General features: G+C 42.3%; 22 protein-coding genes. All 22 read right to left on the bottom strand.

All coding sequences use genetic code 11. The features are described 5' to 3' along the window. Positions 1-109: 109 nt before the first annotated feature. The 22 genes from LO777_RS06875 to neuB all read right to left on the bottom strand — a co-directional run bounded on the left by LO777_RS06875 (position 110) and on the right by neuB (position 22234). Positions 110-1204 (bottom strand): hypothetical protein, encoded by a 1095-nt coding sequence (locus LO777_RS06875; RefSeq protein ID WP_228856786.1) that lies wholly within the window; start codon positions 1202-1204, stop codon positions 110-112. After that, a complete protein-coding gene (locus tag LO777_RS06870; protein WP_228856785.1) occupies positions 1201-3063 on the bottom strand; it encodes an ABC transporter ATP-binding protein in 1863 nt (620 codons plus the stop codon). The genes LO777_RS06875 and LO777_RS06870 overlap by 4 nt, the downstream gene beginning before the upstream one ends. A 16-nt stretch (positions 3064-3079) precedes the next feature. Continuing rightward, entirely contained in the window at positions 3080-3925 is an 846-nt protein-coding gene (locus LO777_RS06865; protein WP_228856784.1) for a class I SAM-dependent methyltransferase, read from the bottom strand. A 959-nt stretch (positions 3926-4884) separates the two neighbouring features. After that, the gene (hisH, locus tag LO777_RS06860) at positions 4885-5529 is read right to left on the bottom strand and encodes an imidazole glycerol phosphate synthase subunit HisH (RefSeq protein ID WP_228856783.1); all 645 of its coding nucleotides are present in this window, start codon (positions 5527-5529) and stop codon (positions 4885-4887) included. Further along, positions 5526-6287: an imidazole glycerol phosphate synthase subunit HisF gene (hisF, locus tag LO777_RS06855; RefSeq protein ID WP_228856782.1), complete on the bottom strand. Its 762-nt coding sequence runs from the start codon at positions 6285-6287 to the stop codon at positions 5526-5528. The genes hisH (LO777_RS06860) and hisF overlap by 4 nt, the downstream gene beginning before the upstream one ends. Further along, complete coding sequence (locus tag LO777_RS06850) at positions 6287-7273, bottom strand: class I SAM-dependent methyltransferase (RefSeq protein WP_228856781.1); 987 nt, start codon at positions 7271-7273, stop codon at positions 6287-6289. Before LO777_RS06850 ends, hisF begins: the two co-directional genes overlap by 1 nt. Positions 7274-7290: 17 nt before the next feature. Further along, positions 7291-7968 (bottom strand): acylneuraminate cytidylyltransferase family protein, encoded by a 678-nt coding sequence (locus tag LO777_RS06845; protein ID WP_228856780.1) that lies wholly within the window; start codon positions 7966-7968, stop codon positions 7291-7293. After that, positions 7968-9110, bottom strand: a complete 1143-nt coding sequence (gene neuC, locus LO777_RS06840) for a UDP-N-acetylglucosamine 2-epimerase (RefSeq protein WP_228856779.1) — start codon at positions 9108-9110, stop codon at positions 7968-7970. Before neuC ends, LO777_RS06845 begins: the two co-directional genes overlap by 1 nt. Beyond that, on the bottom strand, positions 9110-10147 hold the full coding sequence (locus tag LO777_RS06835; RefSeq protein WP_228856778.1) for an N-acetylneuraminate synthase family protein: 1038 nt from the start codon (positions 10145-10147) through the stop codon (positions 9110-9112). The genes neuC and LO777_RS06835 overlap by 1 nt, the downstream gene beginning before the upstream one ends. 10 nt (positions 10148-10157) lie before the next feature. Next, positions 10158-11369 carry an N-acetyl sugar amidotransferase gene (locus LO777_RS06830; protein WP_228856777.1) on the bottom strand — a complete coding sequence of 404 codons (1212 nt, stop codon included), beginning with the start codon at positions 11367-11369 and terminating at the stop codon, positions 10158-10160. 18 nt (positions 11370-11387) lie between these two features. Beyond that, entirely contained in the window at positions 11388-11930 is a 543-nt protein-coding gene (gene cysC / locus LO777_RS06825) for an adenylyl-sulfate kinase (RefSeq protein WP_228856776.1), read from the bottom strand. Positions 11931-12179: 249 nt separating this feature from the next. Then, a complete protein-coding gene (locus LO777_RS06820) occupies positions 12180-13202 on the bottom strand; it encodes a pyruvate kinase (protein WP_228856775.1) in 1023 nt (340 codons plus the stop codon). 89 nt (positions 13203-13291) lie between these two features. Next, positions 13292-14266 carry a sulfotransferase domain-containing protein gene (locus LO777_RS06815; protein ID WP_228856774.1) on the bottom strand — a complete coding sequence of 325 codons (975 nt, stop codon included), beginning with the start codon at positions 14264-14266 and terminating at the stop codon, positions 13292-13294. A gap of 20 nt (positions 14267-14286) precedes the next feature. Continuing rightward, complete coding sequence (locus LO777_RS06810; protein WP_228856773.1) at positions 14287-15090, bottom strand: HisA/HisF-related TIM barrel protein; 804 nt, start codon at positions 15088-15090, stop codon at positions 14287-14289. A gap of 43 nt (positions 15091-15133) precedes the next feature. Then, positions 15134-15808: an imidazole glycerol phosphate synthase subunit HisH gene (hisH, locus tag LO777_RS06805; RefSeq protein WP_228856772.1), complete on the bottom strand. Its 675-nt coding sequence runs from the start codon at positions 15806-15808 to the stop codon at positions 15134-15136. Next, positions 15771-16886, bottom strand: a complete 1116-nt coding sequence (locus tag LO777_RS06800; protein WP_228856771.1) for an N-acetyl sugar amidotransferase — start codon at positions 16884-16886, stop codon at positions 15771-15773. The genes hisH (LO777_RS06805) and LO777_RS06800 overlap by 38 nt, the downstream gene beginning before the upstream one ends. A gap of 19 nt (positions 16887-16905) precedes the next feature. Next, on the bottom strand, positions 16906-17706 hold the full coding sequence (locus LO777_RS06795) for an SDR family oxidoreductase (protein WP_228856770.1): 801 nt from the start codon (positions 17704-17706) through the stop codon (positions 16906-16908). Between the two features lie 2 nt (positions 17707-17708). Further along, a complete protein-coding gene (locus LO777_RS06790; RefSeq protein WP_228856769.1) occupies positions 17709-18413 on the bottom strand; it encodes an acylneuraminate cytidylyltransferase family protein in 705 nt (234 codons plus the stop codon). 1 nt (position 18414) lies between these two features. Beyond that, entirely contained in the window at positions 18415-19464 is a 1050-nt protein-coding gene (locus LO777_RS06785) for a Gfo/Idh/MocA family protein (RefSeq protein ID WP_228856768.1), read from the bottom strand. Next, positions 19454-20515 (bottom strand): nucleotidyltransferase family protein, encoded by a 1062-nt coding sequence (locus LO777_RS06780; RefSeq protein ID WP_407929129.1) that lies wholly within the window; start codon positions 20513-20515, stop codon positions 19454-19456. Before LO777_RS06780 ends, LO777_RS06785 begins: the two co-directional genes overlap by 11 nt. Before the next feature lie 4 nt (positions 20516-20519). Then, positions 20520-21164 (bottom strand): acetyltransferase, encoded by a 645-nt coding sequence (locus LO777_RS06775; RefSeq protein WP_228856766.1) that lies wholly within the window; start codon positions 21162-21164, stop codon positions 20520-20522. Further along, complete coding sequence (gene neuB / locus LO777_RS06770; RefSeq protein ID WP_228856765.1) at positions 21161-22234, bottom strand: N-acetylneuraminate synthase; 1074 nt, start codon at positions 22232-22234, stop codon at positions 21161-21163. Before neuB ends, LO777_RS06775 begins: the two co-directional genes overlap by 4 nt. Between the last annotated feature and the right edge of the window lie 52 nt (positions 22235-22286).

Raw genomic sequence — 22286 nt, 5'->3', positions numbered from 1 at the left:
TTTTGAAATAAGAAGATGAATATTAAAATGGTGAATAAAATATTCTTTTTGTAACCAGTATGTCCGGAAAAGATTGTCTTTCTTAAAATGATTTTCATTGAATATGCTGTCATGCTGTGAATTCAGGGGGTGAAATAACCTTGAAACTTGCTGTTTGACGTGATTTCAAATAATTATACTGTTCCTCGTATTCATGTCTCTGCCATTGAAAATGGTAGTTTTCAATATAAAACGATATAACTTCCACATAACCATTAAAAATTTTATCACACGTCTGCAATGCCGAAGACAGAAATCCTGCAAGGATGTGGGGTACCGGACCATCTACGCATATCTTATATTCTATGGGTAAATCAAAGCGAGCAATTTCGAAACCTGTTTCCTGCCTTACCCGGTTAAGATGCGGTTCAGTTTCATCACGATGCGGGATATACAATACAGGCCTGTCTGAAAAATAGTTTTTTATTCTTAAGAGATAATTGTAATAAACATCAGTATCAAACCGTTTATGATCAACAAGAGGAGCTCCAAGAAAGTATACTTCCTCGGTTCTTTGTAAATCCCTCAATCGTCTGCCAAGGTATGTAAAATTGTTTTTATACACCTGCACTTTTCGGTGAGGCTTCAGATCCCATGCGGAAAAAAAGGAGATCTCCTCAAGTTCCCTCATCCGATACCCGAACACTTTTTCTGCTATGCAATTTTTCAGGTAAATCTTATTGATCCTGTTTTTAATGTTTTCATCCATCCCATCGATATATCGAGTATAATTAAAATATACCTTTGACCCTTCATCTATAACTACGGTCTCTGATGGCTCCAGACTGTTGACTATATGTCGCATGGATGCAATTGTGGCATCACCGATAAAAATTCTATCGGCTTTCTCCTGTTTTTTCAGAGTGTCTTTATAATCTTTGATAAATGATCGAATTGCTTTTTGTCGGGACCAGAACTTCAAGAAGAGATTTGTTTCAAGACCCTTTTCAGAGTCAGCCAGACAGGCATCGACATTATAAGGAAGCCAGTATATTTTCTTCCATTCACCTTCAACAAGAATTTTTTTGATCTGACGTATATCCACACTCTGCTCGTTCTGATACAGAATAATCAGAATACTGTCTTCAGATGAAATCCTGAAAAAATGACGTGCCTCAACAGCGTTGATATAGGTAAGCGGCAGACGTATTACAAAATAGTTCATAACTGGTTTTCTTTCCCGCCGGTGCTTCCTCCCGCTTCGGCCAGTTCTCTGAAGAGAGTGCACGTGGAAAACAGCTCTTCATATGATCCCGAGGCATACAGTTTACCCTCGTTCAGGAAATGAATGATATCACACTCGTGAAGTGTTTTAAGGCGATGGGCAATCATAATGATTGTTTTCTTTTTTGAAAGTGTATGGATCGCCTTTATTATGTTGTCTTCAGTCACACCATCCAGAGAACTGGTTGCCTCGTCCATAATTATCACATCCGGATCATGATACATTGCCCTGGCGATACCCAGACGCTGCCTCTGCCCCCCTGAAAGCCTTACTCCCCGTTCTCCGATCACCGTATTATATCCTTCAGGCAATTCTTGCATTATAAAATCATGTATATCGGCAAGGCAGGCAGCTTTCTCAACGGATGAAAAATCTATGTTTTCGGGTGTTACCCCAAGAGCAATATTATTTATAACGGTATCATCACACAGAAAAATATTCTGCGGTACATAACCTACATTATTCCTCCAATGTCTGCAGTTTTCCTCTTTCAACGGTATACCGTCAATGGTAAGAGAACCTTTATCCGGCTGAAAAAGACCAAGAAGAATATCAACCAGAGTTGTTTTTCCGGCACCGGTTGTACCGACCAGCCCCACGGTAGTATTCGCGGAAATCGTCAGGTCAAGACCATCCAAGACCTTTCTCTCTCCTTCCGGATAAGTATACTCAATATCATTCATTTCAATTGTATCAGACAGGTTTAAAATGGGCCCTTCTCCTCCCTGCCATTCATCCATGATATTTTCATTTTGTACATCGTTCTCGAGTGCATCCAGTATTCTGTGCAAAACAGGTATATTGAATTTCAAGGAGGTCAAGCCGCCGAAGACTCCCTGGAGGGCCGGCATGAGTCTGTAGCCGGCGAAGGCATATAGAGCAATCAATGGAATAATATTATCCGTATTCTGGCGTAGAGCGATAAAATAAAGGACAATGAGAAGAATGCCGCCAAATGCTACCATTTCCAGAGCATAGCGAGGCAATTGAGAAACAATCTGATAGATGGCCTGATTATAATTAGCCCGGTAGGAATGTTTTGAGAAGGAATCAAAAAAATATTTTTCCCTGCCCAGAACTTTGATATCTTTTATTCCTGTCAAAGATTCATTGATATATTTGAATTGTCGACGGCTGTCATAAACCCTGTCCTTACCAGCACGTGTCAGGCGTTTTCTGACAAAATAAAAAATAACACCGTAGGCGCCGCCCAGGGTCAGGGAAACTACAAGGGCCAGAAAAGGATCTACTTTTATTAGAAGTCCCATAATAAAGAGTGATACAATTGATCTGGCAAGCATTTCAATAAAAGGTCTGAGTACCCCTTTCATATAATTTGCCACTTCATTCAAAATATTGGCGCCCATATCTGCAGTGTTCCTTGACAGGAACCATGAATACGGCTTTTTCAGATAACCGGCCAATAATCTCTGCGCCAGAACATGTCCGCGCATATGAATGAATTTAATAAGAAACCAGTCTGTCAAAGCTGCAAGTAGATTATTAAAAACCAGAGCCAGAAATGCAAACAGTCCGAGGGCCAGCAGAAAATGTCTTGAGGTCTCAAAGCTAAAAAATGTATAGGCCCACTTGAGAAACTGGTTAGTTTGGATAACATCACTGTTTGATACAACAGCCATAAAAGGCATTATGGAAGCAACACCAACAATTTCAAAAACACCCCTTATAATCAACGCAATGAAAATAAAGTACATCTCTCTTCTTTCCCGTCTGTCAAAAAGACTACAGATTAAAAAGAAAATGGACCTGTTATTATCATATTTTTCTTTTCTCTTCATACTGGATATATGGATTTTACTTTTCTTCTTTTTTCAATTGAAGAACGAAAAGAACACTGGAACATATTCCCGTTCTCTCAAATATTGCTGTTGTAGGTATAACCGGTCTTTCTGAAGGCCCATAAAGTAAAAGAGGTGTGGTTTCAAGAATTTCAAAGCCAAAATTTCTAAAAAAATCTGACCAGGCTTTTATCCTGAATGACCTGTAACATCGACCAAATTGTTTGTAGATACCATGTCCACGCGGTAGAAATGCTTTTTTAAAAGTAATTGCTTCGTCTTTTTCCGAAGGTAAATTACCTAACATACTTTCCCGTTCAAGCCTTTCGGCGTTATCATCATTCACCAATGACTGCTGGATACCGTCTTTCACTTTTCTTTTATAAACTATCTGAAGAAAGGCGGAAATTTTACCGAGATATTTCGATGGAAGTGATAACAGGAGCCAGATATTTGTCGGAAGAGAAAAAACAAAGAGGCAATCCCCTGCAGCAATTCTTTTTAACTCTCTGAAAGCAGATTCATGATCAGGGAGATGTTCTATTACATGATTTGAAAAAATAATATCAAATGATCCGTCGCGATAAGGAAGGTTTTTTATATCACTGACGCAAAACGTGTGATTGGGCAATCTCCTTATTTCATCACTGGTATAAATATCAGTCGAAAAAACTTGTCCCAATTCCTGTAAATACGGTATTTGAAATCCGTTACCACAACCGAATTCGAGAATCATATTGTGAGGTTCGGAACTATCGGAATTATCACGAAACTGTTTTATTTGTGTGACAATTTTTTCAATTTCCCGTCTTCTTTTTCTATTTCTATGTTCCCTTGTTTTCCTATCTGATTTTAATAGCATGAATAATTTAAAAAGGAGTTACACGGATAATTACCACAAATACAATGGTAATCCGGGATACAGAGCTGATTTCTCGGATGCTGTAAATAAATCAATGTGATGTTTTGAACATATCTTTTCTGCAAAAACATCTATCACATTTGAAATTGGCATGTGACCATTACAATTAGAGGAGTTATTGGTTGGATGTACTTCTGAAAAAAATTCGCGGGGAGGAATAAAAAGAGAGCTCGAGAAAGTGTCAGCCTCCCGCATATCATAGAAGTAATTGGGTGAATTCAGATCCACACCGCAAAACACGATTTTTTTATACTGTAACCGAAGCGCAAAAACAAGAATCCAACTCAGAGATGCCTGGCGAAAAAGAGTAATATCCCCAACGATTCTGCCTGTCAGTATTCCTGACATATCAAGAAACTTCAGCCATCTCCCAAACGACCCGGTCCCATTGCCAGGTATTGAAAGATGAGGTAGAACATACCAGTTCCCGATATTTTTCGGGATGTTGAGTCTCTGTTCCAGGAAAGCAGCACTGTATTTGAAAACAATCGGCACGTTATGATAATCATTCGTTCTTGCCGCAAGGTTTTTCCAAAGCAAATCCGATCGTGTGCTCTTCGGAAGAAATTCAGCGACATAGAATGTCGGCACAAACTCATGAAGAAGCCAGAAATTAAAACCTATGGAATCACATTGTTGTATTACGTCAAATTGATGATCATCAAGGTCATTAATGGATTCACCACTGCCAAGAATAAAAAGTGTATCAGACTGTTTAAAAGACAGGAGCTTGGAATATACATCTCCAGTGAACTGGTTTTTCTTCCGGGCAGAGTTATACAGAAATGGTCTGACTAATAAATTAGCGAGGAAAACCGCCCCCTGGAGGTAACCATTCTCTGATTTTCTAATATAGGATAGCAACGATCATCGCCCCGACAAACAACTATGAATTGAAATTACATTCCCAGAAAGCAGCGGATTATCTCCAACCCTGCCCTGCCGCTTTTTTCGGGATGAAACTGGCAGCCGAACATTGATCCGGAATGAATTGCTGCTGAGATCAGCCTGCCGTTGTAGTTTGCATCTGCCAGCCTGTGCTTTTGAAATCGAGGGACTGCGGTAAACGAATGGACAAAATAAAAGGGCGTGTCAACTGCGGTTTTCTGCAAAATTGTTCCAGACCAATCATCCCTTGAACCGGGCGGCCTTATGCCTGTCCAGCCAATATGGGGAATTTTATGGGGTAACCCGTCTGAAGTGGTCTTTTCTATCGGTTCAACACTACCATCAATAAGTCCCAGTCCGTCATGTGTTCCAAACTCTCTGCTCTGGCTTAACATCATCTGCATTCCCAGGCATATTCCAAGAAAAGGATTGCCGGTTCGGCTGAACTCTCTGATTGCCTCATCCAGATTATTTTTCTTCAGTTCATCCATGGCCTTTGCAAACGCCCCAACCCCGGGCAAAACGAGAAGATCTGCCCTGGCGACATGTTCATAGCGATCAGACACTCTCACCTCGGCGCCACATTTTTCAAAAGCGTTGGCAACACTCAACAGGTTACCCATGCCATAATCAATGATTGTAACCAGTCTGCTCATCTTCTGCTTACCTTGACCCCTCCAGCAAGGGATTCCTTTCTGATTTCACCAATGGTCATACGGTTGTAATGAATTATATCTGCCATGGCAACAGCGTCTGCTTTCCCTTCTTCTGTAACTTGCTGCAGATGGTCAACTCCCCCCATTCCTCCGCTTGCGATTACAGGAATAGTAACTGCTGTGGACACGGCTTTCACAAGATCAACCTGGTATCCTTTTCTGGTTCCTTCCCGGTCAATTGATGTCAGCAGTATCTCACCTGCGCCAAGATCGGCAGCCCGTTTTGCCCACTCAATCACGTCTATTCCGGTTTTTTCACGACCATTGTCAGTATAAGCTTCCCACCGACCCTTTTCCTTGTTTTTGGCCTCAATGGATAAAACCATGCACTGCGAACCAAATCTGGTGGCTATTTCTGATATCAGTTCAGGGCGGGCTACAGCTGCGGTGTTCACTGCCACCTTGTCTGCACCAACACGTAAAAGCATTTCAACATCACTCACTGAGCGTACTCCACCTCCCACTGTCATGGGAATAAAAATATCCTCAGCTGCATGTCGAACAATTTCCGTTAAATTATTTCGTCCATATAAACTGGCAACACAATCCATATAAATAATTTCATCGGCACCCTGCTCGTAGTATTTTCGGGCATATTCCCTGGGATCACCAATGACTCTCAACCCTTCCAGGTGAATTCCCTTGATAAGGTTTGCCCCTTTCACATCCAATCGTGCAATTAACCGAATCCCAGCCATTATTTATCACCTATTTTCCGACCCACATAAAAAAACTCTGTCGGTTGCAGGACTCCCAGGCGACACAGTTCACCATCTGCCATGCGTAGATATGAGGCCAGCATGTTGTTTTTCTTCTGATCAAAGCGCAGTCCCCCTATTATTTCATGGAAGAATGCATATCTCTCCTCAAAGTGCAATTCCTTGAAAAAATGGCAGAGTCCCTCCCTCATTTCAATAAAACCGGCTTCATTGTCATTGATAGACTGTTTTTTCTCACCCGAAATATCTTCATATTTCATATCGGCATAAATTTCCCCGATCTGTTCCCTGTAGGCTTTTAAAGATTCCGGGATTTCATACTCTTTAAAGAAACCTCCATTCTGACACAACAATAATTTGACAAGATGTATGAACGCTGCATTTCCCTCGGTCATCCTGTCTCTCGTGGGCTCATGAACGAGAATAATACCATCTTCCCTGAGAACCTTTGAAACCTGTGATAAAACCCTCTGTTGTTCCGGAAAATGGTGTAATGCCCCGATAAAAATTACAACATCAAAAGTATTTACAGGAAAAGTCTCATTTTCCAGGAAATCTGCCTGAATATATTTCAGTGCGGCCCTTGTTTTTTTCCAGGGATCTTCATCTGCAGTTTTTTTTGCAACTTCAATACATTTCAGAGAAAGATCAATACCGGTTGTATTAAAACCGTTTCTGGCAAGTTCCAGTGTCATGTGCCCTGGCCCGCAGCCAACTTCCAGAATTTTCGGTCTTTTATTCTCATCAGTGTTATGCTTTTTTATTGCAGAACTGATCAATTCAATCTGTTCCCCAAAATCCAGTTGAATATAATGGGGGTGACGCCAGCTGTTATTGTAAAACCAGGTGCACTCCTCAGCTCTTCTCAGGTCAGGCAAGTGGCCAGCAGCCAATCGCTCATCAATCTGTCTGTCAAAGGCCATTGCTTCTAGCTGTAACGCCTCTTTTTCGGATTGATCCCCCATTTCAGTTAACTCCTTTTTCAGGATGCAAGTAGATGTTCAAAAATTTTCAGATCTGTTTCTGTATCAATATCAATACTTGATTGTGCATCCATTGTATAGAAATATGCCGGCTCTATAAAAAATGTCTGGTTTTCGAGGAAAAGCTTTGAAGGCATCACATAAATAGCTCCATTTATTCGCAATGCCTCGGGAAGCTGTTGCCTTGGCATTTCCAAGCTCTGTATATCCTTCAGTGGTCGTATATTCTCCCCGTCACGGATAAGCATCTTCCAGGGATGATGCTCTGCCGGAGTCACACTGACCCCGCATGAAACACCAGCTTCCAAATAACCCCGCAGACATTTTTCAAGATGTGCTGCAGTTCGCAGGGGAGAAGTAGGTTGCAGCAGAACAAAGTATTCAGGAAGTTTTTCAACTGCCAGTTCCTGCAGGGCATGAACCACAACATCACTGCTGAGAGAGTTATCTTCTGCAAGATGGTACGGTCGTTCAATGATATCCGCCCCCCATTTCTGACTGACTTCCATGATCTCCCTGTCTTCGGTTGTCACATAACATCTGTCAACAAGAGGACAGTTCAGGGCAGCCTCAATAGTATACGCAATAAGTGGTTTCCCATTGACCAAGCGGATGTTTTTCCTTGGAATCCCCTTTGAACCACCCCTGGCCGTAATTATCGCCGTAACCTGTTTCATCACGATTCCGGACTGGAAAAAGAGATGTTTTGAAAATTCTTCTGCTTTGGCGTCTTCCAGAGTGAGCCCTTTTGAATAACATCGAGAAACTTCTCAGCACTTTTACCGATGCCGAAAAAACTTGAAGGTTCGAAAACCCCGTTTTTTTCAGCTCGTTCCATACCATCCAGGATCTCCGCCCTGGTGTTTCCAACATTTATGATTGAACAGTAGGAAAACCGATCCTTCTGTCTTGAGCCAATATTGACAGATGGAATACCAAAAACAGGTGCTTCATGGATACCGGCACTGGAATTGCCAAGGATAAAACGGGCGTTTTTCAACAGGGTCAGAAAATATTCAAAACGCAATGATGGAAAAATACGAATATTTTCCCTGGCACCAAGCCTTTCATATTCATTGAATATATGTTCCGAACCTGAGTCATTATTGGGGTAGATTACCACGTAGTTCATGTCATACTCTATGATGGAATCCACCAGTTCCCGAACATTTTCAGCAAGACTGTCCAGTTCTGTGGTAACAGGATGATAGAGAACCAGAACATAAGATTTATATGGAATATCATAATACTCCCTGACCTCCTGAATATCAGGCAGATCGTTCGATAACATGACATCAATATCAGGTGAGCCTATTATATGTATTGTTTCCGGTTGCTCTCCCAGTTGCAGTAATCTATTTTCTGCTTCCCTGTTAGCCACAAAGTGAATATGAGCAAGTTTTGTCACAGAATGACGTATGAGATCATCGATGGTTCCGGACAATTCTCCTCCTTCGACATGACCCACAAGAATATTTCTTAATGCACCGCTTATTGCACCGGCCATGGCCTCAACCCTGTCACCATGGACAATGAGCATATCCGGCCGATACTCATGGAGGTATCGTGATAACCCGGTTATGGTATTAGCCAGTACCATTTCCATGGGCTCTCCATGCACCTGATTCATATAGGTAAAGATATTGGTAAATCCGGCCTTATGGATTTCTTCCACTGTCATGCCGTACCTGTAGAGCATATGCATGCCGGTGGCAAAAATAGAATACTCAAAATCATCACTGTCGGCTACAACGTGAATCAGTGATTTGAGTTTACCGAAGTCAGCCCTGGTCCCTGTAATGAAGACTATTTTCTTCATTAACTGATCCACTCCTTTTTGATCTGTACCCCTGCAGGAATATCTACCGTCGCCGCTCTACCAAGAATCTTTTCAAAATCCACAGCAAGGATCTCTCCGGTACCGGGTCTTTTCACCCAGATATTTTTCCTGGTCAGAATATCCCCTTTTTCTATGCTGTTCAGGGACACTACAGACGCATAGGCAAAATCTATTGTCGGCTGTTCTTCAGGTAGGATTTCCTTTTGCCCTCCAAGGCACTGGTGAATTATCCTGCTCCCTTCAATCAGCTGATGTAAATCTTCCGGATCCATTGATATCTCAACATCCGGCCCCGGCCAGCTTTTGTCAGAGACAAAATGCCTCTCCAGAATACTGGCCCCAAGGGAGACTGCACCAAGACAGGGATAATTACTGACGGAATGATCTGACAAGCCAACCACACTGTCAGGAAAAACATCTTCCAGCTGAGACATGGCCTGCAACCTGATTTTATCATAGGGTGTCGGATACATGCTGGTACAATGAAGGAGGGCATATGGAATATTTTTTTCCCTCAAAATATCAACCGCTTTTCCCACGGATTCAAGATCGTTCATGCCAGTTGAGAGAATAACCGGTTTGCCGAACCCGGCGATATGTTTTATGAGCGGATAGTTATTGCATTCTCCTGAACCGATTTTATACCCACTGACACCAAGTTTTTCCAAACGATCAGCAGCCGCTCTTGAAAAAGGAGTGCTGAGGTAAAGTATACCTTTTTCTCCGCAGTAATCCATCAGCCGACTATCTTCATCTTCTGAGAGTGCGCAGCGTTTCATAATATCCCATATGGATTCATTGGCATTGCCCGGGATTACATCGTTGGGAATCATTTCGTCTTCAACAACATGACACTGAAATTTAACGCACTCACAACCTACTCGGACAGCATCATCAATCATCTGAAATGCTTTTTCGATTTCACCTTCGTGGTTGATGCCGATTTCCGCAATAACAAGAGGAGGACAGGCCCTGCCTATTCTTCTGGTGCCGAGAGTGATTTCAGGAGTATTCATGGAGATTGTCCTATTCTACCTGGTGCCTGAGTTGCCATGTTCCATCATTATCCTTCAGCCAAAGATGGGGTGACCTCGCACTGTCGATAACATCCCAAAATTTCTCCTCGGAAATGCCCATGTAATCGATAATTTCCTTAAAAAATTTCACGGGAAATTCAGTGTCATACCGTTTCACCAAAGCTACTCCTTCCTCTCTGGTGATTTTTCCATTGCGGATTTCCTGGGCAGCATCATATGTAGCCCGTCCGATACCGAATTTGATCAACGTTGTGTAATAATGTAATGGATCAATTTTGTCATCTATTGAACTGTATTTTGAATATGACCCCTCGGTTCGTTCAGTGTTGGCCTGAAAACCAGTATTTTCAGCAGCATAATAATAACATTCCTGGGGATCCCACCTCAGGTAATACCCAAGATAATGCACTTCAGTCCCGGTTTTTTTCAACCGCTCACCATCAAGGGGCAGATATGGTGTAAGATCACGGAGTTCAATTCCATGTTTTTCTATTAAATCCCGAACTTTTACTCCCCCAAGAACCAGATCCATAACTTCAAGTCTGGACTCGTGGAAGAATGACATATCCATGGTCGGTTTTTCGTTTTCCTCGATATTGTTTCCGTATTCCGCCTGGTTTTCTCCGTAAAAAACCAACGGAATATCATAGAGAACTGAAAAACGTGGACCGATTAAGCGTTGACCAATAATGAAAGGCTGAAACGGGTGGACAAGAACTTCAAAAGCCAGGCGGGTCAGGAGTCTATGCACCCGTCCATTGGGAGTATAAAGCATATTGTCAAGACCGGAGTGAATCCAGTTCTGGAAATTATCCCAGCCGATCTGTGTGTATTTATGGGGAGCCCAGGTAACAGTCAGAGGGTTCATTCCATATTTATATCTCAGAATATGAGCAGTAAACGCAGAGTCCTTTCCTCCACTACCAGGAACTATACAGTCATACTGACCATCGCTTTTTCTATGTTTATCGCAGAGTTCAATCAGTTGTTTTTCTCTTTGATCCCAATCAATGTTCTCTTTGATTTCAGCATACCTGCATGCAGAGCAAACCCCTTCGTCATCAAACATGATTGTTGGTTTTTCTGCCTTGGGATCATTTTTAAACTCAACAACAGAACTTGGTCGCTGATTTGAAATAACACAACGGGAGCAGAATTTTACCTCTTCCGGTAAACCATATAATACTTTTTGCTTTTTCATTTTTTTCCGTTTTCAGAATCATAACTCAACATTCATTGAATCACACTCCTGCCAATATTCTTCAAGAAGATCCAGTGACTCTTCCAGGGTATTTTCCCCTGTATTCAATATAAAATCAGGAGAATCCGGTTCACGATATTCACCATTAACACCAATCAGTGTTTTGACCTCTCCACACAAAGCCTTTTTATAAAGTCCCTTAGGATCTCTTTTGGCACAGAGTTCAATAGGACATTTAATATAAACGATATGTTTATATTTTAAATGAGCATGCACAAAATCACGAGCATCCTGGTTTGCAGTCAGTGCGGAAATAACCACATTAATACCCGCTTCCACCCCTTTATTAGCCAGGTGAACCAGGGTCCTGACTACTCTCAATCTGCTCTCCGCATCAAAGCCCAGGGAACTTCCGAAAAAATTCCTTACCTCATCTCCGTCGTAATGTAGTACAGGAATACCTCTTCGGCGGAGTTTTTCCACAAAATGGGTTGCCAGGGTTGTTTTTCCACTTGAAGTCGGACCAAGCAGCCATATTATTTTCGCAGTTGACGTTTTCATTCATAAAGCCTTATCATCGGCACGATAACCTGATTCAAATAAAAATCCTCAGTTCCATGACCTTTCAAGGAACTCAATTATTGATGATCTCGTAAAAAGTCATTCAACGTTCCCAGATGGACTCTGGAAAAACTTCGATATACAAGGCGTGGCGGTGTCGTGTAAGCGCAGGCGTACATAGAGTACGTCGAGCATTACACGATCACCCCACAACGCAGTAGATCGGAGTTTTTACGAGTCCATCAATTATTAATTACTACCGGATTGCAGCAATTCCTGAAGGCTCGTATTACTGGTCCACCTGTTAAATTGTTTTGTCAGCTTTCTCACCATTTTCACACTACCGATCGGATACTTCCCAACAGCAGTTTCAGCAGCTAGAACAAGACCGGTTGCACCCATTTCAATTGTACTCACGATATCATTTACTTCGGCCCGGGTAGGTTGCTGGGAAATGATCATAGATTCTAGCAGATTCGTGGCAACAAAAACCTCTTTTTCAGCTGACTTTGCGGTGGAGATCAGTCGCCTCTGGAAAAACGGGACTAATTCGATGGGAACCTGGCGGGACAAATCACCTCTGTCGATAAGGATGGCATCACTCGCCTCAAGAATACCATCAATATGAGCAACGCCTTTTTTGCTTTCAATTTTAGAAATAATGTATGCCCCGTCCCCTGTCAGTGATCTGAATTTTTCCACCTCCTTCCTGGAACTTGAAAATGATAGTGCAAAATATTTTATTCCGAGGCTTCTTCCAATTTTTATAGCCTTTTCATCTTTTTCAGTAATCGAAGGGAGTTCAATATCCCTTTCTATATCAGCAGCTTTATTGCTGCCGACCTCGCCTCCGGAAATTACCCTTGCAACACATTTTTCAGATCCATTTTCCAGCACCTTCAACTTCACCGAATTAAAATCCACATTAATCACATCTCCCGGGATGAGCTGCTGTGAAACAAAATCCGGGGTAAAGGAAATGTTTTCCGAATCTCCCTTTACCTCCTTATGATGTATTGTTATGAGGGTATCATCTTTAAAGAATGCATATCCTTCTCTCATCACCTGATTACGCACCTGGGCTCCTTCACTGTCCAGGCAGATAGGCGTGTCACTGAAAGACCTTATTAAATGAATTGTTTCTTCAACTTTTTCAAGAGGTGTATGTGAAAGATTGATTCGAAAAAGAAAAATATCATGTCTGTCAATCGCAGAGACTATATCTTTTTTCAGAGAACTGGGACCAAGGGTAACAAGGAGTTTCGTATTCATATCAAGTATCCGGATAAAACAGTAAAGTATACTGGTTTTTTTTCATCTATTGAAAATTCCATTAACTCATCCTTTACTCAAACTGTAATTTAAATGAGCCAACGATTCTCGTATTCACTGATAATACTCTTGAAATCTGAAACAATTTCTTCAGAAACATTCGAAGAGATCAATTCACTTTTCTTTTCCTGCCGCTGTGACAGTGACAGCTTTCTGAAAACCTTCTCGCGCTTGAGAATTTCATTCATATTATCAAATGGCTCATCCTCAAGAAAGCCACCAATTTTTTCAACAACTGTCAAAGGCTGTTCCACAAATATTTCATACGGGACAAAGAGTATCTGTTCTTTGTTTTTATCATCAAGAGTATTATATGCTTCCTGATCAAGATTCATCAGAGTACATATACTCATGATTACACGCTCTTTTTCATTCATAGACAGGTATGGGCGGGTCCACTCACCTGCAAACCATGGAACCGGTCTCCCTTCCATTTCAATGACAGGAATAAAGGCAAGGGGATCCTTTCCGAATCTACTGCCCCATCCTCTTACAAACCATGAATGTGCAATATCCACAGGATGACGCTGAATATTGATCATTTGCATTTTCGGGTAAGCCTGCAGAAAAAATTTGACATGGGGCAGACATTCATGCACCAGAAACGCAGGAAGCAACTCCTGCCTCCGAAATCGTTGTACTGCTTCAATACCGTCAGATTCCTTTTGCCTTGCAACAATACTTTCAAATTGCGTTGCATTTGCAACACAAGAGCCGTCAGATTGCCGCAGATTCAGGTTTCTGCCAATTACCCGGTTATAAAAAAAAAGATCAAGCTGTATCTGGAACAAAGAGAGGGCAGCCCGGGGCTCTATAAGGCCAAGGTGTTCAATGACCGGAATATGTTCGAGAATCTCAGCATATTGAAAAAAATCAACTTTCTTATAATTTGAAACAACTTTACCGAGAAGAAATTTTCCCGCCCTGCTCAACCCATCGAGAAAAACAACCTTTTCAACTAATTGTTTTCTGGCTCCAAGTAGCTGTTTCCCGTCAATCGCCATTTTCCCCCTACCTTTTTAAATCAGTCAGTCCCCTGTTGCAGCAAACCAAATCTCTTTTCCCATTTTGCAAGAAAAAAACCTTCATCCAAGAGTTTGCTGCGAGCTTCTTCAAGGCCGTTGCCAACAAAATTAAAGAGATGGGCTGTTGCGACAGCATCAACTCTTTCATCTTCCAACCCCTCGGCAAGGTGTTTATAGTTTCCGGCTCCTCCGGCAATAATGACCGGTACATCATAGGATTGTGGTAGATAATCCAACAGACTTAAAAGAAATCCCTGCCCCGTACCGTCCCTGTCCATCGAATTAAGATACAATTCTCCAAAGGGCAGTCGACTCGTAATTTCAAACCACTTTTCAAGGACATTCTCTGATTTTTTTTCACCGTTCTCTATCCATATTGTTGCCTGATTATCAATCATTTTTACATCAACTGAAACAACAATACACTGTCGTCCAAATTGCCGGGCAATATCTGACAGTACACCTGGATTTTCCTGAACAATACTGTTCACTATTACCTTATCTGCACCTGACCTGAGCAATTTTACGGCGTCATCAGCTTGAGTGATACCGCCGCCTGCTGTAATCGGGATGAAGCAGTTTTCCGTAAGTGCCTTTACATGCACACAAAAACGATCAAAATCACGCTTCCCCCTGGTCACATCCAGAATAATCAACTCGTCTATGGAAAAGGCAATTTGTGAAAAATTGTAATTATTCCTCAGCCAATTCAGATCTCCAACCTTCTGCAATCTGAAATTACGACTGAGCATAAAATTTCCATTGTTGTACAGCAGTGCAAAGATGACTCGTTTTTTTAACATTCTCTTCTAATATCAAATTGAATTTGCCGTCGAAGAAACCAATTCAGGAATTGAGAAAGTTTTGCAGCAATATCAACCCATTAGTCTGACTTTTTTCAGGATGAAACTGAGTGCCACAGACATTATCTTTTTCAAATGCGGCCAGAAAATCAATACCGTAAGAACAAATTCCCCGGGCAAACACCGGGTCTGATCCTTCAGGAAGCATTCTGTATGAATGGACGAAATAAAAATCAGCTTGGGGACCGAGGCCGCGGAACAAACCATCAGTTTTTTTAAAAAGTACAGAGTTAAATCCTACATGTGGAATTTTCCTGCCGTTAACTTCTTCTTTTGCAAATGGTTCCACACCATGAGAAACGAGTCCAAGTCCTTCCGTATAACCATCTTCGGTTCCATATCCTCCCAATAACTGCATACCCAGGCAAATACCTAAAATTTTTTTTCCTTTTTCTCCGACAGCTTCCTGGAGGGCCTTGTCTATCCCATACTCTCTCAACCGGTTCATCCCCTGTCTGAATGAGCCGACCCCGGGCAACACAAGAAAATCAGCCGTCAATACCTGCTCAGGATCATCAACAAGCCTGGGAGTGGCCCCCAAGTATTTAAAGGCATTCAAGACAGACCAGACATTTCCGGCACCATAATCAATGACCGCTACATCTTTTCCCATAGCACCATCACTCAACAGTGAAGAGAGGTTCCCATCGTCCGTCAATTTTTCTGAAAAGTTCCTTGTTTACCCAGAAATCCAGAACATCATCAAATTCTTTTTGACTCATCTGGTAATAGTCTAAATAAAGCTCGATAAATTCTTCAGGATATTGACCATCGTACAGTCGCACCAGGTTTACAGCCTGTTCCCTGGTCATTGACCCCCTTCTGATTTCGATACCTGCATCCTGCGTCCCACGACCAAAACCGAATTTCAGATACATCATGTAGGTATGGAGTGCATAGAGTGCCTGATCGTTCTGTGCAAAATTAGTGAAAGTACCTGAATTGGTTTCCTCAGCCTCTTCAAGGCCACAATGTTCTTTTGCTACCAGATAATTCCTGTAGGGATCCCATGATTCAAAATAAGACCAGTGGGCAATATTCAAATCTTTATCCTTTAACTCTTCTTCCGTCGGAAACTGGAAAAAATTCAATTGGGATTTTTTCAGTCCAGAAGCTTTCAATACCTTTTCATGTCCACCCTCCAGATAAATATCCCGCATATACTGTGGATCATACATGGGATTGGTGCGGGTGGTTGTTGTTCCGCCATATTCAACTTCACCGTCCTCACCATAAAAAATAAGGGAAATACCCATATTGAGAGTCATACGAACGGGCGCTGCCTGAATAGCAATCAACCAGCCGTAATATGGAAATCCTTTTTCAATAAATCCGGTTTTGTTTAAAATGCGCATGGCTTCAAAATCCGGATTGATCTGGATATGATTATAGCCGCTTTCAATATAATTTTTCAGATTCCTGTTACCCAGTTCCAGAGAAAGAGCAGGGGTAATGGTAATGGCAAGAGGATTCATATTGTATTTATGTTTCAGCATATACGAAACATAGGAACCATCTTTTCCACCGCTGACCGGAACCATGCAGTCAAAACTGCCATCATCCGCACGGTAACGGTCCAGAATCTGCAGAAGTTCCTTTTCCCTCACCGACCAGTCCATCTTCTTTTTCTGTTCCGCCCAGACACAGGCATTACACCACCCCCTCTCATCAAAAACGATACGTGGGCGGGTTGACATGTTCAAACAGTTTTTACACCAGAAAACCTTTTTACTCATATATTAATCCTTTTAGTTTCTACCAGATTGCCCAACCGCCATCGACTACGAGGTTATGTCCGGTACAGTAGGACGAAAGATCGCTGGCCAGATAGGCAATTGCTCCCTTGAAATCTTCTTCAGTTGCCATACGAGCCAGAGGTGTTCTTTTTTCATACCGCCGCACAAACTCTTCTGGCTGATTTCTGAATACACCCCCGGGTGAAATAGCATTTACCCGGATTTCAGGTGCCAAAGCCGTTGACAGCCAGCGGGTCAACTGGAGAAGACCTCCTTTTGACGCAGCATAGGCTGCCGGGTTTCCCATGGCAGTATTGTCATACAGGGTAAAATCAGGTCCCAGCATACCATATATCGATGATATATTTATAACAGACCCATGACCTGTATGCATGAGAGGCGAACACCCCTGAACCAGTTCGAACACCGCAGTAAGGTTGACCTCCAGCGCTCTTCTCCAGGTATTTACACTCTGTTCTTCAAAAGCAGTGACCCATCCACCAAGCGAAGATTCACCGACAAAGGCGGCATTATTAATTAATATATCAATCTTTTCAAATCTGTTTCTCAACCATTCCAATAGATCACCAGGCTGTTTTTCGCTTTCAAGATCACATTCTCTCTGAAATACAGTGCTGTTCCAGCTTTTCTTCAACCTGGTTTTAAGTTTTTCAAAATCAGACCCCGGTCTGTCAACAAGAATAAGCTCACAGCCAAGTTCCCCAAGAGTGTCGGAAATAACAGAGCCGATACATCCGGTTGCACCGGTAATTAATGCCTTCCTGCCTTCCAGGTTCATCAGTTCATTTACCGTGCGCATTTTCACTTTTCCCCAACTGATTTCAAGAGAAACTCGGCGATCTTGAAATCGAGTTCCGTATCAATATCAAGTGCCCGTTCCACTGGAATAACAACATGTTTAACTTTACCTGAAAAAATATTTTCAGCGGATAACACGAACTCAGGGTGAACAACATAGGCAACAGTCGTCATATCGTAAACAACCGGCACATCCTGTCGCCGAAATACATGTTCCTCCCTTTCTATCACCAGGTGGCTGTAACCATCTTCCGTTGTAAGGACCATGTTGAAATATGGACTGCGATGTGCTTCAGTCACTGTAATTACACAATCACAATCATTTTCTTCAAAAGTTTCGACACATCTCCTGATATCTTCAGCACTTCTCAAGGGAGCCGTTGCGGGAATCACAACCATACCGAAAAAAGGCTTACCATAGTTATCCTGGAGATATCGCACGGCATGCTGCCACACCTTCCATTCAGGACTGTCGTCCTCCGCAAGGTACTCAGGCCGCCTGAAAGGAACAATAGCACCATATTTTCTTGCAACCTCTGCTATTTCATCTGAGTCAGTGGAGACAAAAACTTCCGAAATATTCTCAACTTCCATAGCTTTTAAAATCGCATGCCCTATAAGAGGAATACCGGCCAGCTTCCGGATATTTTTTCCTGGAACCCCTTTGGAGCCACCTCTTGCACAGATAAGGGCAGGATATTTTTTCAATTTATTTTCCAACTTGCAATTCCACCATTCTTTTGAGCGCTGAAGATTTTTTTGCAGCTTCGACAATTTCAACTACATGTTTTGCTTCAAGAACAGAGGTTGTAAGTGCAGTGCTGTCCTCAGTGTCCAATCCATCTGCAAAATATCGCAATTCTTCAAGATACGAAGCGTTACTGTCATTTTCATCATGATAGATATTTTTCCAGCTGTCTGCTGCCCTTTCAAATATATCCACAGACCTGTTTATACCATCCCAGCGGAGTGTTCCTTCAGTTCCAACTACCGTGCAGGTCCTTGTTGTATCGTGGCGGACAAAATCCATGGTTAATACAGCCGGCAGTTTTTTTTCTTTATTGTGTGAGGAAAAATTTAAAAGAACATGGGCTGTATCCTCAACATCTATTTCAAGATCACTCTGTCGACTTATGGCAGCCGTGACAGAATCTGCATATCCGAAAAGCCATACTAAATAATCAATTTCATGACTTAACTCAAGCAGTACTCCTCCGCCTAGTGCTTTTTGTGCTGAAACAGTATCCTGGTATTTCTGAGCAGGTCTCCAGGAAGGTAGATACTGACCCACTTCACTTCTGACAGAGAGAATCCGACCGATAATCTTTTCTGAAAGCAATTGTCGGAATTTTTGCAGTGATGGAGTAAAGCGCAGGTTATAGCCTACCATCAACACGATCTTTTTTTCAGCACAGTGGTTAATAAAGTCCGACAGTCCTTCAGTTGAATGGGAAAACGGTTTTTCAATAAAAATCGGGATGTTTTTTTCTGCGAGTATCTCAGCTGTCTGAAGGTGAAGGGAGGCAGGATTTGCAATAATTGCTGCAGTCAATTCCAGTTGCAATACATCATTCAGGCTGTCAATACAATTGTTTGCGCCTTCCTGATATAACCGTTTTGATTCTCTGCAGCCATCTCCATGCCTCAACACTGTAACCCTGCAATCTGAGAACAATGTCTTCAAATTGCGGACATGTCTTCTGCCGATACTGCCGAAACCAACAACAAGAAAATGTTTTTCTGTCGAATCAATAACCATTCTGAACAATAAAGTCTTCGCTGTTCGCCCTTTTATAGTCAGGCATATTACCAATATCCAGCCAGAATTCATGTATGGGGAACATGGTCACCGTGTCTCCTCTATCCACACATGTTTCCAGTAGATCTGGCATATCAAGATATTTGCCCCCTTCTACACTCCGAACAATTTCCAGATCGAGAACATAGATTCCTGCATTTACAAAAAATTTATGGATTGGTTTTTCCTCAATCCCGATCATTTTATTGTCCCTGGCCTTGACAACACCGTAAGGTACCTGGAAATCGTATTCCCTGACACACATGGTTGCGATTCCTTCGGATTCATTATGAAACTCCAGCAAATGTTCAAAGTTTACCTTGGTCAGTAAATCACCATTCATTACGATAACCGGAAGCTGTGGCAAATCTTCCGGCAGCAATCCGAGAGCACCTGCAGTGCCGCATGGCTCTTCTTCGTAAACATAACGTATTGAAACATTCCACTTTTCACCATCACCAAAATAGTCTTTAAGCATTTTCGCTTTATAATGGGTGGAGATAAAAAAATTATGAAACCCACACTCAATAAATTGTTCCAGTATATTTTCAAGAATAGGTTTTTTGCCGACTTTCAGCAGCGGTTTTGGCGTATCCAGCGTAAGAGGTCTCAGTCTTTTTCCAAACCCTCCTGCCATGAGAAAAACTGGATTTTCATAAAATGGCCTTTTGTTCAGTCCCTGAAATGTTTCAAGGCCAACAACAACATTCTCGCTGTCGACGAGGGGAATCTGCAGTATATCCCTTCGCTGCATTAACAAAAGGATATGATTGCGATCATCCTTTACAGAGGCCACAGTTGGGTTTCTGCTCATGAATTGAGCAACAGGCGTATCCATGGCACAGTGACGTATAAGGGCACGACGAATATCTCCGTCAGTAACGGTCCCAAGCAATCTGTTTTTCTGATCGACCACAAGAACAATTCGCATGGCACCCTGGCTGAGAACCTGAATGGCTTCTACCAGGGGAGCGTTCGGACCAAGACAGGTTTTTTTCCAATCACTCATTATATTATCAGTTCTTCTTGATTACCTTTGACTGGATCACCTTGACGCCAGATGGGATATTTTTGAAAATTACACTTCCTGCTCCCACTACGACACCATTCCCAATGGATATATTCTGGATAACAGTACTTCCTGTGCCGAGATGAACCTCCTTCCCAAGTTGAACCCCTCCACTCAAGGTGCAACCGGGCGCGACATGACAACAGTTACCAATCCTGCAGTCATGATCAACAACAGTACCGGTATTGATGATTGAATCCCTTCCTATTTCGACTCCGGTCTGTACAATACATCCAGCCATGACCTGTGTTCCCACATGCAATTTAACATCCCCGGCTAAAACAGCCCGGGGGTGAATAACACTTGCAAAACGAAACCCTTTTCTTGTGAATTTCTCCGTCAATTGCCATCTCAGATTCATACCGGGAAGAGAACCAATGCCGTTAACCAGGTCAACTTCTTCCGGATTTAATTCTTCGCAGGTTTCATCATCTCCAAGTACAGTTATTCCCCGAAAAACACTTCCTGCCTTGTATTCCGGTGTCAACACCCCGTAAATAAGACGATTGTCAGCCCTGAGAGCATCAATCAACACCCTGGCATGGCCGCCAGAACCAAGCAGGACAACAGGTTTATCTCTCTCTTTACTCAAAGAATCACCTCATCCTCAAAATAAGACCTCGGCGATCGAGTTCCCAGGATCTTCCAATATTCCATAGGACTCATTCCTGTTCCAGGCCTTCTGGCCGTCAGATTATCGACACTGAAACACTCCCCGGCGGTAATATCTCTGGCAGCAACCAGACTCCGGCGGACAACAGACAGGTTTTTTTTCTCCCGCTTGCCCGGGATTTTTTCTCCATTTCCAAGAACCAGTTCTGCAAGCCTTATTTTTTTTACCATGTCCTTTAATTCCGAAGGATTCAGAGAGGCCCTGTGGTCTGGACCGGAAAGGTTCTTGTCCAGCGTAAAGTGCTTTTCAATAACTGCAGCTCCCAGGGCAACTGCCAGCGACGGGATAAAAATCCCACGACTGTGGTCTGAATATCCGGCTGGAAGACCGAAAGTCTTAACAAGTGTTTTCATCGCAAGAAGATTAATTTCATCCTCTTCAGCCGGATACTCAGTTGTACAGTGAAGCAGTGTGACTTTTTTCTTAAGTAATTCCTGACCGTTTTGCGACTGAAAAGCTGTTTTAAAGGCATCGTAGGAAGGGGGTATGTCAGGGTCATTTATTAATCCGAAAGCTAATATTTCTAATGCTTTTTTTACTTCCTCCAGGGTGGACATGCCGGTGGACAGGATCAACTTTTTACCGGTACGTGCATGTTCCAGCAGAAAAGGACCATTTGTTATTTCTCCGGAAGGGATTTTTAAAACCGGCAAATTAATTTCATTGACGAGAAAATCCAGACTGGGTCTGTCAAAAGCAGTGGATAAAAATATAATTTTTTTCTTTTTACAGTACGCTGCCAGTTCAAAGTGGAGGTCGTAACTGAGTTCCAGTTTCTTCAACATCTCGAACTGGCTTTCCCTTTCATCACAATTCTTTTCCTGATAGTCGGCCCTGGCGGCCTTTCTCGTCACTACCCCTTGCGCACGGAAAGTCTGGAATTTTATGGCATCGGCCTGAGCGTCGACGGCAATATCAACAAGTTTCATTGCCAGTTTTCTGCTGCCGTTATGATTAACACCGGCTTCTGCAATAATAAAAGTCTTCATGGAATTATCTGGAAATCACGACACCAAAGATCGTTTTGCTGCAATTGAGATT

The organism is Desulfomarina profundi (assembly GCF_019703855.1).
Taxonomy (GTDB): Bacteria; Desulfobacterota; Desulfobulbia; order Desulfobulbales; family Desulfocapsaceae; genus Desulfomarina; species Desulfomarina profundi.
This window is presented reverse-complemented; position numbering and strand designations above follow the sequence as displayed.

Bases quoted from the DNA above. Each gene is read 5' to 3' on its own strand.
- LO777_RS06820 (WP_228856775.1), bottom strand. From the start codon at position 13,202: ATGAATACGAAACTCCTTGTTACCCTTGGTCCCAGTTCTCTGAAAAAA.
- LO777_RS06870 (WP_228856785.1), bottom strand. From the start codon at position 3,063: ATGAAGAGAAAAGAAAAATATGATAATAACAGGTCCATTTTCTTTTTA.
- neuB (WP_228856765.1), bottom strand. From the start codon at position 22,234: ATGAAGACTTTTATTATTGCAGAAGCCGGTGTTAATCATAACGGCAGC.
- LO777_RS06845 (WP_228856780.1), bottom strand. From the start codon at position 7,968: ATGAAACAGGTTACGGCGATAATTACGGCCAGGGGTGGTTCAAAGGGG.
- LO777_RS06865 (WP_228856784.1), bottom strand. From the start codon at position 3,925: ATGCTATTAAAATCAGATAGGAAAACAAGGGAACATAGAAATAGAAAA.
- LO777_RS06800 (WP_228856771.1), bottom strand. From the start codon at position 16,886: ATGAGTAAAAAGGTTTTCTGGTGTAAAAACTGTTTGAACATGTCAACC.
- LO777_RS06815 (WP_228856774.1), bottom strand. From the start codon at position 14,266: ATGGCGATTGACGGGAAACAGCTACTTGGAGCCAGAAAACAATTAGTT.
- neuC (WP_228856779.1), bottom strand. From the start codon at position 9,110: ATGAAGAAAATAGTCTTCATTACAGGGACCAGGGCTGACTTCGGTAAA.
- LO777_RS06875 (WP_228856786.1), bottom strand. From the start codon at position 1,204: ATGAACTATTTTGTAATACGTCTGCCGCTTACCTATATCAACGCTGTT.
- hisF (WP_228856782.1), bottom strand. From the start codon at position 6,287: ATGGCTGGGATTCGGTTAATTGCACGATTGGATGTGAAAGGGGCAAAC.
- LO777_RS06795 (WP_228856770.1), bottom strand. From the start codon at position 17,706: ATGCGCACGGTAAATGAACTGATGAACCTGGAAGGCAGGAAGGCATTA.
- LO777_RS06850 (WP_228856781.1), bottom strand. From the start codon at position 7,273: ATGGGGGATCAATCCGAAAAAGAGGCGTTACAGCTAGAAGCAATGGCC.
- hisH (WP_228856783.1), bottom strand. From the start codon at position 5,529: ATGAGCAGACTGGTTACAATCATTGATTATGGCATGGGTAACCTGTTG.
- cysC (WP_228856776.1), bottom strand. From the start codon at position 11,930: ATGAAAACGTCAACTGCGAAAATAATATGGCTGCTTGGTCCGACTTCA.
- LO777_RS06835 (WP_228856778.1), bottom strand. From the start codon at position 10,147: ATGAATACTCCTGAAATCACTCTCGGCACCAGAAGAATAGGCAGGGCC.
- LO777_RS06785 (WP_228856768.1), bottom strand. From the start codon at position 19,464: ATGGTTATTGATTCGACAGAAAAACATTTTCTTGTTGTTGGTTTCGGC.
- LO777_RS06830 (WP_228856777.1), bottom strand. From the start codon at position 11,369: ATGAAAAAGCAAAAAGTATTATATGGTTTACCGGAAGAGGTAAAATTC.
- LO777_RS06810 (WP_228856773.1), bottom strand. From the start codon at position 15,090: ATGTTAAAAAAACGAGTCATCTTTGCACTGCTGTACAACAATGGAAAT.